Origin of the sequence: Empedobacter sp. UBA6745 (assembly GCF_002453775.1) — a bacterium.
In the GTDB taxonomy this organism is placed as follows: Bacteria; Bacteroidota; Bacteroidia; order Flavobacteriales; family Weeksellaceae; genus Empedobacter; species Empedobacter falsenii_C.
The window spans coordinates 92800-110767 of the sequence record NZ_DKHL01000038.1 but is presented as its reverse complement, the minus strand read 5'-3'; the positions used below and the strand labels follow the sequence as shown (position 1 = coordinate 110767).

17 protein-coding genes are annotated in these 17968 nt (G+C 32.3%); 7 read left to right on the top strand and 10 right to left on the bottom strand.

The genetic code is table 11. The features are described 5' to 3' along the window. The 3 genes from B4H69_RS11355 to B4H69_RS11345 are packed head-to-tail and all read right to left on the bottom strand — an operon-like array spanning position 1 to position 2080. A complete protein-coding gene (locus B4H69_RS11355; protein WP_038332434.1) occupies positions 1–885 on the bottom strand; it encodes an undecaprenyl-diphosphate phosphatase in 885 nt (294 codons plus the stop codon). Then, positions 885–1187 (bottom strand): DUF3098 domain-containing protein, encoded by a 303-nt coding sequence (locus B4H69_RS11350; protein WP_052217597.1) that lies wholly within the window; start codon positions 1185–1187, stop codon positions 885–887. The genes B4H69_RS11355 and B4H69_RS11350 overlap by 1 nt, the downstream gene beginning before the upstream one ends. Next, positions 1187–2080 carry a cell division protein FtsX gene (locus tag B4H69_RS11345; RefSeq protein WP_291094020.1) on the bottom strand — a complete coding sequence of 298 codons (894 nt, stop codon included), beginning with the start codon at positions 2078–2080 and terminating at the stop codon, positions 1187–1189. The genes B4H69_RS11350 and B4H69_RS11345 overlap by 1 nt, the downstream gene beginning before the upstream one ends. Positions 2081–2186: 106 nt before the next feature. Here B4H69_RS11345 and rsmA point away from each other — a divergent pair, with 106 nt between their 5' ends. From rsmA to B4H69_RS11330, 3 genes are read left to right on the top strand one after another with little or no spacing between them, the layout of a single operon-like run. Continuing rightward, entirely contained in the window at positions 2187–2954 is a 768-nt protein-coding gene (gene rsmA, locus B4H69_RS11340; RefSeq protein ID WP_038332430.1) for a 16S rRNA (adenine(1518)-N(6)/adenine(1519)-N(6))-dimethyltransferase RsmA, read from the top strand. A gap of 3 nt (positions 2955–2957) precedes the next feature. Beyond that, complete coding sequence (gene mgtE, locus B4H69_RS11335) at positions 2958–4313, top strand: magnesium transporter (RefSeq protein ID WP_038332427.1); 1356 nt, start codon at positions 2958–2960, stop codon at positions 4311–4313. A gap of 11 nt (positions 4314–4324) precedes the next feature. Beyond that, on the top strand, positions 4325–4774 hold the full coding sequence (locus tag B4H69_RS11330; RefSeq protein WP_185096031.1) for a GyrI-like domain-containing protein: 450 nt from the start codon (positions 4325–4327) through the stop codon (positions 4772–4774). Positions 4775–4857: 83 nt separating this feature from the next. Here the strand turns inward: B4H69_RS11330 and B4H69_RS11325 are convergent, their stop codons facing one another. From B4H69_RS11325 to B4H69_RS11315, 3 genes are all read right to left on the bottom strand, one after another. Further along, positions 4858–5151, bottom strand: coding sequence for a type II toxin-antitoxin system RelE/ParE family toxin (locus tag B4H69_RS11325; protein WP_038332425.1), 294 nt, complete (start codon positions 5149–5151; stop codon positions 4858–4860). Next, the gene (locus tag B4H69_RS11320; protein ID WP_038332423.1) at positions 5141–5377 is read right to left on the bottom strand and encodes a hypothetical protein; all 237 of its coding nucleotides are present in this window, start codon (positions 5375–5377) and stop codon (positions 5141–5143) included. The genes B4H69_RS11325 and B4H69_RS11320 overlap by 11 nt, the downstream gene beginning before the upstream one ends. Before the next feature lie 91 nt (positions 5378–5468). After that, positions 5469–6620 (bottom strand): sensor histidine kinase, encoded by a 1152-nt coding sequence (locus tag B4H69_RS11315; RefSeq protein WP_291094016.1) that lies wholly within the window; start codon positions 6618–6620, stop codon positions 5469–5471. Between the two features lie 157 nt (positions 6621–6777). Here B4H69_RS11315 and B4H69_RS11310 point away from each other — a divergent pair, with 157 nt between their 5' ends. The 3 genes from B4H69_RS11310 to B4H69_RS11300 all read left to right on the top strand — a co-directional run bounded on the left by B4H69_RS11310 (position 6778) and on the right by B4H69_RS11300 (position 12379). Continuing rightward, on the top strand, positions 6778–9567 hold the full coding sequence (locus tag B4H69_RS11310; protein ID WP_291094014.1) for a 2-oxoglutarate dehydrogenase E1 component: 2790 nt from the start codon (positions 6778–6780) through the stop codon (positions 9565–9567). Between the two features lie 18 nt (positions 9568–9585). Then, complete coding sequence (gene odhB / locus B4H69_RS11305) at positions 9586–10818, top strand: 2-oxoglutarate dehydrogenase complex dihydrolipoyllysine-residue succinyltransferase (RefSeq protein WP_280046025.1); 1233 nt, start codon at positions 9586–9588, stop codon at positions 10816–10818. 277 nt (positions 10819–11095) lie between these two features. Then, positions 11096–12379 carry a T9SS type A sorting domain-containing protein gene (locus tag B4H69_RS11300; RefSeq protein ID WP_280046024.1) on the top strand — a complete coding sequence of 428 codons (1284 nt, stop codon included), beginning with the start codon at positions 11096–11098 and terminating at the stop codon, positions 12377–12379. A 41-nt stretch (positions 12380–12420) separates the two neighbouring features. Here B4H69_RS11300 and B4H69_RS11295 read toward each other — a convergent pair whose 3' ends face one another. The 4 genes from B4H69_RS11295 to mtaB all read right to left on the bottom strand — a co-directional run bounded on the left by B4H69_RS11295 (position 12421) and on the right by mtaB (position 16290). Further along, on the bottom strand, positions 12421–13551 hold the full coding sequence (locus B4H69_RS11295) for a carboxypeptidase-like regulatory domain-containing protein (protein WP_291094011.1): 1131 nt from the start codon (positions 13549–13551) through the stop codon (positions 12421–12423). Between the two features lie 54 nt (positions 13552–13605). Then, positions 13606–14214 (bottom strand): porin family protein, encoded by a 609-nt coding sequence (locus B4H69_RS11290; protein ID WP_221855012.1) that lies wholly within the window; start codon positions 14212–14214, stop codon positions 13606–13608. Between the two features lie 98 nt (positions 14215–14312). Beyond that, positions 14313–14843 (bottom strand): DUF4136 domain-containing protein, encoded by a 531-nt coding sequence (locus tag B4H69_RS11285; protein ID WP_114999525.1) that lies wholly within the window; start codon positions 14841–14843, stop codon positions 14313–14315. A gap of 109 nt (positions 14844–14952) precedes the next feature. After that, entirely contained in the window at positions 14953–16290 is a 1338-nt protein-coding gene (gene mtaB / locus B4H69_RS11280) for a tRNA (N(6)-L-threonylcarbamoyladenosine(37)-C(2))-methylthiotransferase MtaB (protein ID WP_280046021.1), read from the bottom strand. A gap of 59 nt (positions 16291–16349) precedes the next feature. Between mtaB and B4H69_RS11275 the strand changes: the two genes are divergently transcribed. Next, on the top strand, positions 16350–17933 hold the full coding sequence (locus B4H69_RS11275; protein ID WP_291094008.1) for an ABC transporter substrate-binding protein: 1584 nt from the start codon (positions 16350–16352) through the stop codon (positions 17931–17933). Positions 17934–17968 lie beyond the last annotated feature (35 nt).

Below are 17968 nucleotides of genomic sequence, written 5' to 3'. Positions count from 1 at the left end.
TTATTTGTGCTGAATCATTGTAGTTTCTACTGAAGCGGCATTATCTTTTTCTGCTTGTGTTGGAGAATTGTATGAGAAATAAATCAGTAAAATAATACCGATGATAATTCTGTACCAACCCCAAAATTTGAAACCGTATTTTGTTAAAACTGCGATAAATGTTTTTACTGCGATTAATGCCACAATAAATGCGACAACATTTCCAATTACGAACAATATAATATGGTTTTGATCTTGCAAAATCATTTCGTAACCTTTCATTGGTGTTGCTGTATCTTCTCCCCAAGTTTTCACAAAAATAGAATAAACTGTAACCGCTAACATTGTCGGAACAGCCAAAAAGAAAGAAAATTCTGCAGCTGCTTTACGCGATAAACCTTGCGTCATACCACCAATAATAGAAGCGGCAGAACGAGAAGTTCCTGGCATCATCGCCAAACATTGCCAAAAACCGATAATAATGGCTTGTTTTAATGTAATATCTTTTTCATCATCAATTTTAGGATTTTTGAACCATTTGTCTACAAATAATAAAATGATTCCTCCGAAAACTAACATTCCAGAAATAGCAACTTGATTTCCTAAAACCGCCTCGATTTTATCATCAAATAATTTTCCTAAAACAAGTGCAGGAATAACCGCACAAGCTAATTTGATGTAAAAATTGAAATTGAAATTTTTGAAGTCAAAGAATTTTTTCCAATATAAAACGACAATTGATAAAATTGCTCCAAATTGTATAGAAACTTGAAACATTTTTAAGAATTCACTTTCTGGCATTCCCATCAAAGCTGCTGTGAATCCCATGTGTGCTGTAGAAGAAATTGGTAAATATTCGGTAAGACCTTCTATAATAGCAATAATAATTGCTTGTAAAGTATTCATTATTTTTCTTTATTCGGATTGATTAAAATGGCATAAATCTCGACTATGAAACCTACGACAACTAAAAATGGAGCTAATCTAATTCTACGAAAAGAATAGATTTCGTCGTTCCAATAATTTGCATCCCATGTTCCGTCTGGTCTTGTGTTCGCATCATGTCCTGTCATCAATAAAAATCCAAGACCAATTAGCGCAACACCAATTGCCATGAAAATGTAATTTCTTTTTCCAAATAAAAAAGTAAAACCAGCATCATTTGTAGATGCTGATTTTTTTGTTGTATCGATAGAATTTGATTTCATTAATAAAGTTGATCAGTTTTTAATCTTAAATAACGCCATGCAGCAAACAATGTACTGAATACGGCAATAACAACTCCAATTCCAATTAAAATAAGGATAAGTGGAGTAAAACTTGGATTCCAAAGTACTAAACCAACTTTTGTTGCTAAAATGTACCATAAGAAACCTAATCCTACAGCTGCAATAAATGCTGCTAAGAAACCTAAAATCGCAGCTTCTATCAAGAAAGGTTTTACAATAAAACGTCTACGTGCACCAACTAATTGCATTGTTTTGATGCTGAAACGTTTTGCATAAATTTTCAGACGAATAGAGTTGTTGATTAATACAACAACGATTACTAAGAAAATAACAGCAAAAATCATAATCCAGAAAGTAATTTTGTTGATGCTGTGGTAAATCGTTACCATCGCTTCTTTGTCACTTTTTACTTCGTCTACAATAGGATTTTTTGCCAATACCTTATTAATAGAATCAATTTGTTCAACTGATTGTATTAATGCAGGGTTCAATGTGATTTGAACTGATGCAGGGAAAATACTTTCTTCGAAGAAATCACTACCATCCGTACCCAAATCTTTTTTCGCAATTTTAGCTGCATCCTCTTTGCTGATATACTGTGTAGCTTCAACAAAAGAATACTTCACTTTCAACGAATCGATATAAGATTTCTGTAAATCAAGCTCCTTATCTTTTAATTTTGGATCTTCGACATCTTTAAAATATGCCTCGATTTTTAACTCTCTTTTTAGATGTTCTGCGTAACTTTGTGCATTAATGACAATTAAGCCGAAAATACCTAATAGAAATAAAACAAGCGAAATACTAATCACAACAGTGATGTTTGAAGATCGCAGTCTTTTTTTCTCAAATTTATCGTTCGTTTTTGACATTTGGGTTAATTTTGGGGCTAATATAAAAAAAACTTATTTCGCAAGAAAGATATTCCGTATATATTCTACGGTAAGTTGGTTAAAGAAAACTTAAAATTTAGAATTTTTGAAAGTAAAAGCTAAAAAACATTTAGGTCAGCATTTTTTGAATGACGAAAATATTGCACGAGACATCGCCGAAGGATTAACTTGGGAAGGCTATGATCGTGTCTTAGAAATTGGTCCAGGAATGGGCGTGTTGACAAAATATATTTTACAAGCAAAGAAAAATATAGAGGTTGTGGAGATTGATACAGAATCAGTCGAATATTTAAAAGAATATTATCAACCATTTTATCCAGGATTTAAAATTCATTCCGAAGATTTCTTGAAAATGGACTTTTCATCAAAGTTTGATGAACAAATTGCTATTTTAGGAAATTTTCCGTATAATATATCTTCGCAAATTATTTTTAAAGCTTTAGAAGAGCGTTACACTGTTCCCGAAGTTTGTGGAATGTTTCAGAAAGAAGTTGCCGAACGTATTGCCTCAAAAAAAGGGACAAAAGATTATGGTATACTTTCTGTATTAGCTCAAGCTTATTATCATTGTGAATATTTGTTCACTGTTCCAGAGCACGTTTTTACACCACCACCAAAAGTAAAATCGGGCGTAATTATTATGAAACGCTACCGAACAGAAATTGAAGGAGTTGAACAAAAACGATTTTTTCAAGTGGTAAAAGCTGGTTTTGGACAAAGAAGAAAAACGCTTCGTAATTCGTTGAAAGCTTTGGGGATTCCTGAGGATCTAAACGATCACGAGTTTTTGAACATGCGCGCAGAGCAATTATCTGTCGAAGATTTTATTGAGTTAACGAAAAGAATGAAATAGATTATGGAGGTAAAAATTACAAAAGATTTTATTGAACATTTAAACGAAAGTATTAATCAACAAAATGCTAAAGCGGTTAAGGAGATGTTGCAAGATTTGCACCCCGCTGATATTGCTGAATTGTTTGATGAGCTTTCGACCAAAGAACAATCTTTTGTAATTGATTTACTCGATAATGAAATTTCTGCAGATATCCTTCTTGAATTAGAAGAAGATGATCGACGCAAATTCCTGAAAACGCTTACTGCAAAAGAAATTGCTGAAGATGTCATTAATGAGATGGATACCGATGATGCTGTTGACGTTATTAATGAGCTTTCTGATGAAAAGAAAGATGAGGTAATTGCGCAATTAGAAGACCAAGAACACGCCCGCGAAATTGTAGATCTTTTACGTTATGACGAAGATACGGCTGGAGGTTTGATGGGAAAAGAGTTGATAAAAGTCAACAAAGATTGGTCGGTAATTACAGCGGTAAAACAAATGCGAAAACAAGCTGAGGATTTAGAAGAGGTTTTCTCAATTTATGTGGTTGATGAAGATGAAAAATTACTTGGAACTTTGAGTTTGAAGCGTTTGTTGACGACTTCTGCGAATACAAAAGTGGCAGATGTTTACAATGAAAAGATCCAATATGTAAAGACCTATACAAAAGATATGGAGGTTGCGAAAGTAATCGAAAAATATGATTTGTACGAAGTGCCTGTTGTAGATGAATTAATGCGTTTGGTTGGTGTAATTACGGTGGATGATGTGATTGATGTGATTCGTGAAGAAGCTGAAGAAAATTATCAATTAGCAGCCGGGATTACTCAAAATGTCGATTCTGATGATAATATCTTAAAATTAACTCGCGCTCGTTTGCCCTGGCTTTTATTGGCTTTGGTAGGTAGTTTTGTTGCAGTTAATGTGTCGCAAAGTTTTAGTGATGCGATGAATTTGTATCCGCAATTATTCTTTTTTACGCCGCTTGTTGCTGCCATGGCGGGAAATGTAGGTGTGCAATCTTCTGCGATTATTGTACAAGGTTTGGCGAATAGCAATATTTCGGGTTCTATTTGGAAAAGATTAGGAAAAGAAATGTTATTGGCTCTATTAAATAGTACATTATTAGCTTTTGTACTTTTATTGGCGACACATTTCTTAATGAGTACGAGTTACGAAATTTCCTCAACCATTGTATTAGCTTTAGTTATTGTGATGATTTTAGCAAGTTTGATTGGGACATTTATTCCAATTATGTTACATAAATATGGTGTTGATCCTGCGATTGCGACAGGTCCATTTATCACAACAAGTAATGATATTTTTGGTTTGTTGATTTACTTTTCGATTGCGAAAATGATTTTAGGATTTTAAAAACTTTATAAATGAATAAGTTGAAAATTATAGGAATAGCAACTCAAACGTCTAATAACGATAGTCAAGCGATTGAAGATTTAGGAAAATTGTGGCATCAATTTTTTGGTGAGAATATAATGACTAAAATTCCAAATGCAATTAGTTCTAATATTTATTCTGTTTACACAGATTATGAAAGTGATTTTACAGGAAAATATACGACAATCATTGGTTTAGAAGTTTCTTCATTAGATGAAATTCCAGAAGGTATGGTTGGTCGTGAATTTGAGCCACAAACATTCAAAAAATATATTGCCAAAGGAGAATTACATGAAGCAGTTGGAAAAACTTGGGCAGAAATTTGGAATGATGATGCAAACCTAAATCGCACGTATAAATATGATTACGAATTGTACACCGAAAAAGCTCAAAATCCAGCTGATGCAGAAATTGAGATTTATATTGGTGTGAAAGAATAGTAATTCGTACTGAGATGCTAGAATTTAGATATTAGAAAATGATATTTAAAAAATGAGTTGAAGTTTTACTTTCAGCTCATTTTTTATTTTGGATATTTTGTAGGATTTCTATGTGTATTAAAAACTGCATAAATAAATACAGTTTTTTCTTCTCCATTAGTTTCAAATAAAACCAAATAAGGAAAAGATTTAAAAGGTTTTGCACGCAAATTTCTATATTTTACTTGATAAAAAGGATTTATTTCCAAAGCTTCCAAAACTTTTGTCAATTCAGCTAAATATGATTTTGCAGCAGATGTAGAAAAGTTTGAATAATAAGAAATAGCTTGTTCAATATCTTGGGCAGCTTCGGAAGAAATTCTAATCTTATAAATCATATTTTCCGTGCAATTCTTTCAATACATCTTTTGCATTCAAAAAATTTTCTTTTGGCTCGTTAAGTCGATTATCCAAAATTTCCTTTTGTTCGTCACTTAACTCAAATTCAATTTCTTGATTGTGTTTATAAGTCAAAAAATCAATATAACGCTCAACTTCTTCCAAAAGTGATTCAGGAAGTTGTTTCAATTTAGAATTCACTTGTTCAATAGTCGTTGCATTCATAATTATTAATTTTACAAAACAGTTGTCGTTCTAACAAAGTCACAAAAAGTATACCTTATTATATAATCAAGATTTTGTGTAATATTTCTGATTATTTTTTCAATAAAATCTTAAACTCAGTTCCGATTTCTTTGGATGATTTGGCAACAAATATTTTTCCTTTGTGGTAATCTTCGATAATTCGTTTGGCTAATGATAATCCCAATCCCCAACCGCGTTTTTTGGTTGTAAAACCAGGTTGAAAAATCTTTTTTTGTAATTTGGTCGGAATTCCAGAACCTGTATCAGCAATAGAAATTTCGACAAATTTACCCTTCGTTTTTATATCGATATCCAAAACGCCCTTATTTTGCATGGCGTCAGCTGCATTTTTCATCAAATTTTCGATAACCCAACTATATAAAGAAGAATTAAGATTAATATTAAATTCTTCTACATCTGTAACAAAATTTACTTCAATTCCTTTAGAAATGCGTTGGGAAATATAATCCACTGTTTGTTTGGAAGTTGAAATAATATCAGTTTGTTTGAGTTCAGAAGTTGAACCAATTTTCGAGAAACGTTCGGCAATATGTTTCAATCGGTCCACATCTTTTTCAATTTCTATGACAGAAGTTTGATCGATTTCTTCCAATTTCAATAATTCGACCCAACCCATTAAAGAAGAAAGTGGAGTTCCAATTTGATGCGCTGTTTCTTTTGCCATTCCGGCCCATAAATAACTTTTTTCGGTGTCACGAATTGTTTTGAAATACCAATACGAAAATCCAAAAAACAATAAAATCAATAAAATAATGATGAGTGGATAATATTGTAATTGATTGAGAAGTTTTGAATTTTTGAAATAAACATAATTTTTAGTTCCGATTAATTCAACATCGATTGTTTGTTCGGACGATTTCATTTTGTTGACATATTTTTTTAATTGAACCGAATCTTTTACGATCGATTCATCAATATTTTTGGTGTCTACAATAATGCCTTTTTCGTCTACAAGTGCAACAGGAATTGATTTGTTGTCTTCAATTAATTTGAATAGAAAATCTTGCGTTTTCGGATCTAAAAATTCGGATGAGCTTATCAACTCTAACGATCGCGCATAATTCTCTACACGTTTGTGTTCTTCACGCTTTAGCTCTTGTACAATTTTGTTACTCGACCATATTGTAATAGCGAAAATCACAAATATTATAAAGAAGCCAATCCAACGTTTGTTTATTTTTTTTGTTAGAAAATTTATCATCTAAATGTAAAATCTTTCTTAAATTTATATCAAATGTAATGATTATTTGATTATAATATATTTTTATGGCGAGATAAGATAAATATGATGAAAGTAATTTTTTTTAAAGCCTTAAATAGTTTATTTTTGTAGCTAAATCTCATAGAGAGTAAAATTTATGGATCGTTTTTCGTTTTTAAATGCCGCTCATTTAGAGTTTATAGGCGACTTATATGATCAATACGTCCAATATCCGGATAGTATTGAACCAAGTTGGAAAGCTTTTTTCCAAGGGTATGACTTTGCGAATGCAACATATGATGGAGAGCCATTATTTGCACCAGCAACACAAACAGCTCCTAACAGAGCTAGTCAAACAACGCAAGCAGTAGTTAATCCTGCAGTAGTATCTCAAGTTCCAGACAACGTACAGAAAGAATTTAAAGTCATCAATTTGATTGATGCTTACCGTACGCGTGGACACTTATTTACAAAGACTAACCCGGTTAGAGCGCGTAGAACTTTTGAACCTACTTTAGACATCAAAAACTTTGGTTTATCTGATGCTGATTTAGATTTGACATTCAACGCTGGTGAAATTTTAGGTATCGGTGGACCAATCACTTTACGTGAAATCATTGGACACTTAGAAAACATGTACTGCGAATCTATCGGAATCGAGTATATGTATGTAAGAGAACCTCAAAGAATTAATTGGATTCAGAATTGGTTAAACCAAAACTTGAATCAACCAAAATTATCTAAGGAGGAGAAAGAGCGTGTTTTAGAAAAGTTGAATGAAGCGACTGCTTTTGAAAACTTTATGCACACGAAATATGTTGGACAAAAACGTTTCTCGGTAGAAGGAAATGAATCTTTGATTCCTGCTTTGGATACATTGATTAATCGTTCTGCAGATCACGGCGTACAAGAGGTTATCGTAGGGATGGCTCACCGTGGACGTTTGAATGTTTTGGCTAACATTTTTGGAAAATCATATTCTCAAATCTTTTCAGAATTCGAAGGAAAAGCTTTTGATACGGATTTAATGGCTGGTGATGTTAAATATCACATGGGATCATCTAATCAAATCAAAGCATTGAATGGAAAAGATATCCGAATCAATTTAGCACCAAATCCATCTCACTTAGAGACTGTAGATGCAGTTGTAGAAGGGATTACACGTGCAAAAGTTGAGGAAGATTATAAAGATGATTATTCTAAAATTATTCCAATCTTAATTCATGGTGATGCTGCTGTAGCTGGACAAGGAATCGTTTACGAGGTTGTTCAAATGGCAGGATTAGACGGATACAAAACAGGTGGAACAGTACACGTTGTGGTAAATAACCAAATTGGGTTTACAACAAACTATTTAGATGCGCGTACATCTACATATTGTACAGATGTTGCAAAAGTAACATTGTCTCCTGTAATGCATGTAAATTCTGATGATGTAGAAGCGGTAGTTCACGCTTTCCGTTTTGCAGCAGATTATCGTGCAGAGTTCGGTTCTGATGTATTCATCGATTTATTAGGATACCGTAAATATGGACATAACGAAGGTGATGAACCAAAATTCACTCAACCTAAATTATATAACTTAATCGCTAAACACCCAAATCCTCGTGAAATTTACAAGGATAAATTATTAAAAGAAGGTGTAATTGGTGAAGAAATCGTTAAACAAAAAGAAGCTGAATTTAAAGCTTTATTAGAAACGAATTTCGAAGCTTCTAAAGAAATTGAGCGTAATCACATTTTCCCTTTCATGCCAGAAGAGTGGGAAGGATTTGAAATTGCTGATGATGCAAAAGTTTTTGAACAAGCAAATACTGCTTACGATGAAGCAAAATTAAAAGAAATTGCAAAAGCTGTTTCTACCGTTCCAGAAGGTAAAAAATTAATCAAAAAAGTTTCTCGTTTAATTGAAGGACGAGGAAAAATGATTGAGGAAGATAAAATCGACTGGGGATTAGGAGAAGCTTTAGCTTTCGGTTCTATCTTAACAGACGGACGTAACGTGCGTGTTTCTGGTGAAGATGTAGAACGCGGAACGTTCTCTCACCGTCATGCAGTTGTAAAAACTGAAGACACAGAAGAAGAAATTATCTTATTAAACCATATTAATGATGAGCAAGGTCAATTACGAATCTATAACTCATTATTATCTGAATATGCAGTTTTAGGTTTCGATTATGGATATGCAATGGCAAATCCGAAAGCGTTAACTATTTGGGAAGCTCAGTTTGGAGATTTCGTGAATGGAGCGCAAATTGTAATCGACCAATATATTTCTGCAGCAGAAGATAAATGGAAATTACAAAACGGTTTAGTAATGTTATTGCCTCATGGATATGAAGGACAAGGAGCAGAGCACTCTTCAGCACGTTTAGAGCGTTTCTTACAAATGTGTGCCGGTAACAATATGTTTGTTGCTAACATCACAACTCCAGCCAACTTCTTCCATGCTTTAAGAAGACAGGTCGTAACAGATTACCGTAAACCATTGGTTGTAATGTCTCCAAAATCATTATTACGTCATCCATCAGCTGTATCACCATTAGCAGACTTTGCAAATGGAGGATTCCAAGAAATCATCGAAGATGTAACTGTAGATGCGAAAAAAGTGAAAAAAGTAGTATTCTGTTCAGGGAAAATCTACTACGATTTAGACAAAAAACGCCAGGAGTTAGGAGATACAGAAACTGCAATTATTCGTTTAGAGCAACTATACCCATTGAACGAAGAAAAAGTAGATGCAATCATCTCTAAATTTGGTAATGCTAAATTGGTTTGGGCGCAAGAAGAACCAGAAAATATGGGAGCTTGGATGTACATCTTACGTAAATTAAGAAAATATCCATTCGATGTCGTTTCTCCAGCAGAAAGTGCTGCCACAGCACCAGGTTCAAGCAAACGTTGGGCTGCAATTTACGAAGAGGTAATTAATAAAGTATTCAATTAAAAAATAAAGCTAATAGATATGTTAGAAATGAAAGTCCCATCACCAGGGGAATCAATCACAGAAGTAGAGATCGCTACGTGGTTAGTAAAAGACGGTGATTACGTAGAAAAAGACCAAGCAATTGCAGAGGTTGACTCAGATAAAGCGACATTAGAATTGCCAGCAGAAGAAAGTGGAATTATTACTTTAAAAGCTGAAGAAGGTGATGTTGTAGAAGTAGGACAAGTTGTTTGTCTTATTGATACGGATGCTCCAAGACCAGAAGGAGGTAGCGCACCAGCTGCGGAAGCTCCTAAGGCTGAAGTTAAAGAAGAAGTAAAAGCTGTTCCAGCTCCGGTTGCTACTCCAGCACCTGCTACTCCAGCCGCAACTTATGCTACGGGAACTCCATCTCCAGCTGCTAAAAAAGTTTTAGATGAGAAAGGCATTGATGCTTCTCAAGTAAAAGGATCAGGACGTGACGGACGCATCACTCAAGATGACGCTGTACGTTTTACTCCGGCTATGGGAACTTCTACTCAAGGAACTCGTGCTCAATCAGAGAAAAAATTATCATCATTACGTCGTAAAATTGCACAACGTTTAGTTTCTGTTAAAAATGAAACTGCAATGTTAACGACATTCAACGAAGTTGATATGTCTGCAATCTTTGCTTTACGTAACCAATACAAAGACGAATTCAAAGCTAAACATGGTGTTGGTTTAGGATTTATGTCTTTCTTTACAAAAGCAGTTACTCGTGCATTAGAATTATATCCGGATGTAAACTCTATGATTGATGGTGACTACCAAGTAAAATTTGATTTTGCTGATGTTTCTGTTGCTGTATCAGGACCAAAAGGTTTAATGGTACCAGTAGTACGTAATGCAGAAAATTTAACGTTCCGTGGTGTAGAGCAATCTATCAAAGATTTAGCAATCAAAGTACGTGACGGAAAAATTTCTGTTGATGAAATGACAGGAGGTACATTTACAATCACTAACGGTGGTGTATTTGGATCTATGATGTCTACACCAATCATCAACCCACCTCAATCAGGTATCTTAGGAATGCACAATATTGTTGAGCGTCCAGTTGTTAAAAACGGACAAATCGTTATCGCTCCAATGATGTATGTTGCTTTATCTTATGACCACCGTATCATCGACGGACGCGAATCTGTAGGATTCTTAGTTGCAGTTAAAGAAGCGGTAGAAGATCCATTAAATGTATTAATGGGAGGTGACGCTAAAAGAGCTTTAGAATTGTAATACATAAAAACATTCTAACAATCCATAAATTGAAAGCCGTTCGTAAGAACGGCTTTTTTGGTTTATGTAATTAATTTATAATATTATTTTTTTGTGTTTTTGTAATTGATTTAATGAAATTCTGTTTTTTTAACAATATGATTTTTAATAGATAATTTATTTATTATAAGCATTTTATATTTTCCTTTTTAAGGAAATTAATTCTTTAAATTATTACTGATTAATACATGTTGAAATATAATATAATTTTAAAGTAATGAATTAACACAATAAAATTATGAAGAAAATTTACTTTAGTGTATTAACGTTGTTAATACTTTTACAATCAAACGCTCAGGTGTATGATGTAGGTACTTGGGCTCAAGTTACAGATATTTCTAATGACGGTGTAGCTGTAGGAAATGCCGCAGGTGTCATACATTTTAAATGGACAAAAGAAGAAGGTCCTATAGTAATTGGAGAAATTGGAGGTAATAATGATTATATAGCAGGTAATACAACCATTTCTGCTGATGGAAAATTAGTATCAGGAACAATGACAAATCCGGCTACAGGAATCGATGAAATGGCTTTATATGATATAACTACGCAAACATGGGAGTACTTAGGAGCGAGTGCAAATGGTAGCGATACTTCTTCATGGGGAATGTCAAGCGATGGTAAAACGATCGTTGGATTAGGATGGAAATCTGCTTCTCAAGCTATAGGAGTTATTTGGAATAGAGCAAATGGAATGAAAGATTTGGGCTCTACAGTTGCAGGTAAAAGTTCAAGACCAAATTCTGTAAATGGAGATGGAACTGTTGTTGTAGGATGGCAAGATTCTGAAAATGGTTTCCGTAAAGGAGTTTATTGGAAAAATGGTGTACAAACATTTATTAAAGATAAACAAGGTAATCTTGTAGGAGAGGCGCTAGCAGTTTCTGCTGATGGAAATATTATTGTTGGTTTCAACGAACCTGAAGCATATATTTACAATGCAACAACTAATACTTATACAGAAATAGTTCATTCAGATCCAGATTATAACACGTCAATAGTAGCTGTTTCTGATGATGGAAATACAGCGGTGGGTTATTGGAAGCCTTGGTATGCTACAAATACAGAAGGAGAAGGTTTTATTTGGTTTAAAGATAAAGGAGTTGTTAAAATTGATGATTATGTAAAAGAGGTTGGATATGATAGCAAAAGTTTTACTTTTGTGTTGCCTACAGGTATTTCTCCGAATGGAAAATATATAGGAGGTATAGGAATCAATTGGGATGAAATGGATCTTAAAGGTTTTGTAATAGAATTGAAAGGAGCTTTATCTACAAATGAAAATGTTTTGGATAAAATTATTACAACAATTTCTCCAAATCCTGTTATGAATGAAATGACAATTCATACAAAAGCTATCATAAATTCTGCTGAAGTTTATAATTTAGCAGGTCAAAAAGTTTGGAATTCAGATAATATTATGAATAATAAAATTGATTTAAGTTTCTTAAATAAAGGAGTTTATATCGTAAAGATAAAAACTGATTCAACAAATGAATCAATTAAGTTTATTAAAAACTAATTCAGATAATTATAAAAAAAGTCACTCATTGAGTGACTTTTTTACTCAATTTTATAATCCATAGGAACCATGTTTGCTATTTTTTCCCAGCTCCAATATCCTTCAACAACCAAATTAGCAGGATGATAATACGTTCCATTTTCTTCAATTTTTAATAAATCGCTTTTTATAGCGAAAATAGAAAGTTGGTTCGAAATATATTTTGCTCCATTCTGTTTTGCATAGTCCAAATCCTCTTTTTCATTTTTATACTCTACAGAATACAAACCTTTAAAATTAAGATACTGATCATTATTATCAACGATTTTCAAACTATCAGATGGTACTTTTTGATTAACTAAGTAAGTAATAATTTTTGGAGGAACTTTACCTTCAATTCTACCTCCTAACAAAGTTTCTTCTTTAAACTTTATGTATTCAGGATTATCCTTGCGAATCAATCGCTTTACATCATATCCTTCTTCCTCAATTTTATTATCATAAACCGCTTTCATAAAATGAATCACACTTCCTAAATAAGATTTACGACGATTTTCTTGCCATTTTTTTTCTTTAGAAGCTGATGATTTTAGCTCAGTAAAAAGTGCTGTTCCAAGAGTTAAGACATAATTTGACTTGAAATTAATATTAAAATCAACCAAATCATATTCTATTTTATAACCTAAGTAATTGTTTGTAATGATTAAAGGATTTCGGGAAGTAGCAGATAATTGTCGTGTATTTTTATCATATTTAAACCTTAAATCTTTCGAATTTTCGATTTTACATTTTTTAGCAGCTTCATTACTTCCCAAAAACAATCTCAGAAAAGTCTGATAATAATACAACCAATCTTCTTTAGATATTGCTTGAACAACTGTTTCTTGTAATGCAACCACTTCAGGCTCTAAAACTACTTTATAAAAATTGGTTTGATTTGTATTGACATTCAAAATATAATTCTCAAACAAACTTGCTCGAATTATTAAATTATATTGTCCATTAGGAAGATTTAGTTCAAATTCACCTTTTTCGTTCGTTTTTGATTTAATCGTAGAATTATCGACATAGATTTCAGCATTAATAATTGGAAGCGATTTTTCATCAATCACTTTTCCTTTTATCATATTCTGTGCGAATAGATTACTACTAATTAAGAAAAAACCTAAAATAATAATTTGTTTAAAATTCATTGACTAAATTTTAAAACAAGATAATAAAAAAACCGCTATAAAGCGGTTTTGAATTTATTTGAAGAAATATGTAATTCCTAAAGTTAAAAATGATGAACGATTTGTTCCATTATCCCAACGTTTATAGTCGTAAGTATCTATTAAACCATATTGATAGCGTAAATTAATTTCGTATTTTCTATCAATAGAATATCCACCACCAATATTAAATGCTAAATCAAACGATTTTGGAACATTATTTTCTCTTTCAGGTTCATTTTCATCAAATTTTTCTGATACTTTGAAACCTAATTGAGGACCACCTTCAACGAAGAAATCTTTTCCTTGATCATCAAAATAGTATTTATACATAATTGGAATATTGATATAATTTAAGAAAGCTTTGTATTTCTCTCCACCTTCTTTATATAACGAATATTCACCTTGAGTAGTATATAAAACTTCGGCTTGTAAATAATGATTTTCGTTTCGAGTAGTTAATTGATATTTTGCAACTCCTCCAACTAAAAATCCAACTCTCTCTTTAGAAACTCCATGAACAATAGTTGTGTTACTAAGTCCAACACCTCCTTTAACTCCAAATTCGATTTGAGCAAAAGAAAAAGTAGATAAACTTAAAAGAAATAAACTTAATAGATTGGTTTTTAAATTTTCATAAGTTATTGTATAATTTTAACAAAATTAAAGCTTTTTTTAATACAAACTTCATTTCATAAAAAAAGCTCTCCAAATGAAGAACTTTCTATATTATTTTCGAAAATTTATTTTTTTGGTTGAGGAGGAAATTTAGCAAGAATTTCTTCAATTGCTTTCGGGATTCTTTCCGCTTTAGCACTGATATTACTCAAATTAAGATCAGAACCAACACCTTGCCAAACCAATATATTACGTTTATCATCAATAATGTCTATTACAATTGTTCCTGCTTGATAAGAAGAAACGCTATTTCCGCCGTAATATCCGCCATAGTAACCATAAGGACCGTAACCCCAATTGTTATTATTTACAGAAACTTGTTCTTTAGAACTTGTCAATAAATTAATGACTAAGTCTGCATCAGAACTTACTTTTGTAAATCCTTTTGTAGCCATTTGTGCGTCAATTGCTTTAATTAATCGATTCTTGTCCAAATCGTTAACCTTTAACTTATCTAATCCTTTTTGGTGAAAAGTATAAGTTTTATATGAAGCAAAATTTGTTGATCTGTCGTAATCTGTACTTACTTGAACTGTTCCACAGCTTGTTACAAATAATGACAACAAAATTATAAAAGTAAAGTGTATAATTTTCATGACCTTGATTTTTTATTTAAAACTACAATTATTATTCCTAAATGTAAAGGTAAATCAAAAAAAAGAAGCTCAAAATACTTGAACTTCTTTTTAACTAATATTTACAATTTTATTTTGCTAATTCTAACTCTTGAATTTTTACTTCAACAATTCCATTGTGATTGATTCTAACCAAATCTACAATTTGCGTTTCGTTGACTAATTCTGGATTAAAATCTGTCTGAACTTTCACATAATTCTCTGTAAAACCAAACATTTTTCCGTCTTTATTATCATGTTCCCACAAAACTTTCTGAGTCGAATTTAATTGCGATTGATAAAAAGCTTGACGTTTTTTCTCCGATAAAATACGTAACATTTTATTACGACGTTTACGTTCTCCTTGATCAACAATACCTTCAAATTCGATTGCTTCTGTATTATCTCTTTCAGAATAAGTAAATACATGTAAATAGCTAATTGGTAATTCGTTCAAGAAATTATATGTTTCCATAAATAATTCTTCTGTTTCTCCAGGGAAACCAACAATTACATCTACACCAATACACGCATTTGGCATCACTTCGCGAATTTTTGTTACACGATCTAAATAAAGATTAGATAAGTAACGACGTTTCATTTTTTTCAAAATCTCATCGCTACCAGATTGTAATGGAATATGGAAATGCGGAACAAATCGATTACTTTTTGAAACAAAATCGATCGTTTCATTTTTCAATAAATTTGGCTCAATCGAAGAAATTCTGATTCGTTCTATCGCATCAACTTGATCTAATTCTTGCACCAATTCCAAGAAAGTATGTTCGTGTTTTTTATTCCCGAATTCACCTTTCCCGTAATCGCCAATATTTACACCCGTTAATACAATTTCTTTGATTCCTTTGTGCGCAATTTCATTCGCATTTTTGATGACATTTTCAACTGTATCCGAACGCGAAATCCCACGAGCCAAAGGAATTGTACAATACGTACATTTGTAATCGCAACCATCTTGAACTTTCAAAAAAGCACGCGTACGATCACCAATTGAATAAGAACCAACGTAAAAATCGGCTTCTTCAATCTCACAAGAATGTACAATTGTTTCTTCTTTTTTATTGATATCGTCTAAATATTCAGCAATATTAAATTTTTCTGCAGCTCCTAAAACCAAATCAACACCTTCCATTTCCGCAATTTCTTGCGGTTTCAACTGCGCATAACAACCTACAACGACAACAAAACCTTCTGGATTTGCTTTCATTGCATTTTTCACAATCGTTCTGCACTCTTTGTCTGCATTTGCGGTTACCGAACATGTATTGATTACGTACACATTCGCAGAATCTGTAAACTCAACCTTCTGATATCCATTATCTTTCAAGTTTCTTGCGATCGTCGAAGTTTCAGAAAAATTAAGTTTACATCCCAATGTATGAAATGCAACTGTTTTAGTTTGATTATTCATAGCTGCAAATTTAAGAAATTATCCATAGTTTTGAAACATAAATAAATCAGCTATTCAAAATGACTAAATACTTTATCTACATTATGTTATTCGTTTCAATATTTTCGTGTTCTAAGAAAATTGAAATCGATGAAAACAAAGTATTTAAACTAAATCGTTACGATAATATTTCTTCTTTAGATCCAATTAATGCGCGAACACAAGCCAATACGTGGGCGTGTAATTTGATGTATAACAGTTTAGTGAAGATTGATAATGAATTAGAAATTCAACCCGATATTGCAAAATCTTGGACAATTTCAGAAGATGGAAAAACGTATTCTTTTACATTAAGAAACGATGTTTTTTTTCACAAACATGAAGCTTTCGGAAAAGATTCGACTCGAATTGTGACTGCTTCTGATTTTGAATATAGTTTTAACCGTTTAAAAGATCCGAAAGCTGGAGGTTCTGGAGGTTGGATTATGAATAATATCGATTCGTATAAAGCGATAAATGATACACTTTTTGAAATTAAATTGAAAGAGGCTTATCCTGCGTTTTTAGGTTTAATTTCGATGAAATATGCTTCGGTTGTTCCGAAAGAATTATTCAAAAATGGAAACGATGAATTCTTGAAACATCCAATTGGTACAGGTCCTTTTCAATTTAAGATTTGGGAAGATAACGTGAAAATGGTTTTCAGAAAAAATCCAAAGTATTTCGAATTTGATGAAAAAGGTCAACGTTTGCCATATTTAGAAGCGGTTAATTTATCATTTTTACCAGAGAAAAATTCAGAATTTTTAGAATTAATCAAAGGTAATTTGGATATGATGGCAGATTTGGATCCTTCTTATAAAGATGAAATTTTAAATCCAATCGGAGATTTGAATCCAAAATATTCAAATATTTTAACCACTCAAAAAGTTCCTTATTTAAGTACTGTTTATTTATGTTTTTACCTTGATGCACCAAATGCAGTTGATTTGAAATTGCGTCAAGCATTGAATTATGGAGTTGATAAAAACAAAATCATCAAATATATGATGAAAGGACAAGCTTTTGAAGCAGATGGAGGTTTCATTCCGAAAGGTTTACCAGGTTATTCGCCAGAAAGTGGTTACAAATATTCTCCCGAAAAAGCACGTGAATTAATCAATAGCTATAAAAAAACGAACGAAAAAATTACGCCAATCGAGCTGACAACAGTACAAGAATATGTAGATGTTTGCGAATATATTGCGGCAGAAATGGCAAAATTAGGTTTACCAATAAAAGTGAATGTTGTACCTGGACCAACGATGCGTGATGGAAAAGCAACAGGGAAATTTACGTTGTTCCGTGCAAATTGGGGAGCAGATTATCCAGATGCCGAAAACTTTTTGTCCTTATATTATTCGAAAAACTTTGCGCCAGAAGGTCCAAATTATTCACATTATAAAAATGGCGAATTTGATAAAATGTACGAACAAGCATTTTTGACCAATAATCCAGACGAACGTGCCAAACTTTATCAAAAAATGGATGCATTGATGATGCAAAACGCTCCAATTTTACCATTATTTTATGATCAAACAACGTTATTTTTGAATAAAAAAGTTAAGAATTTTTCGATGGGACCAATCAAATTATTAGATTTAACAAGAGTTTACAAAGAATAATTCTTTTGACATTTCTCAAAAAGTTTGAACATCTT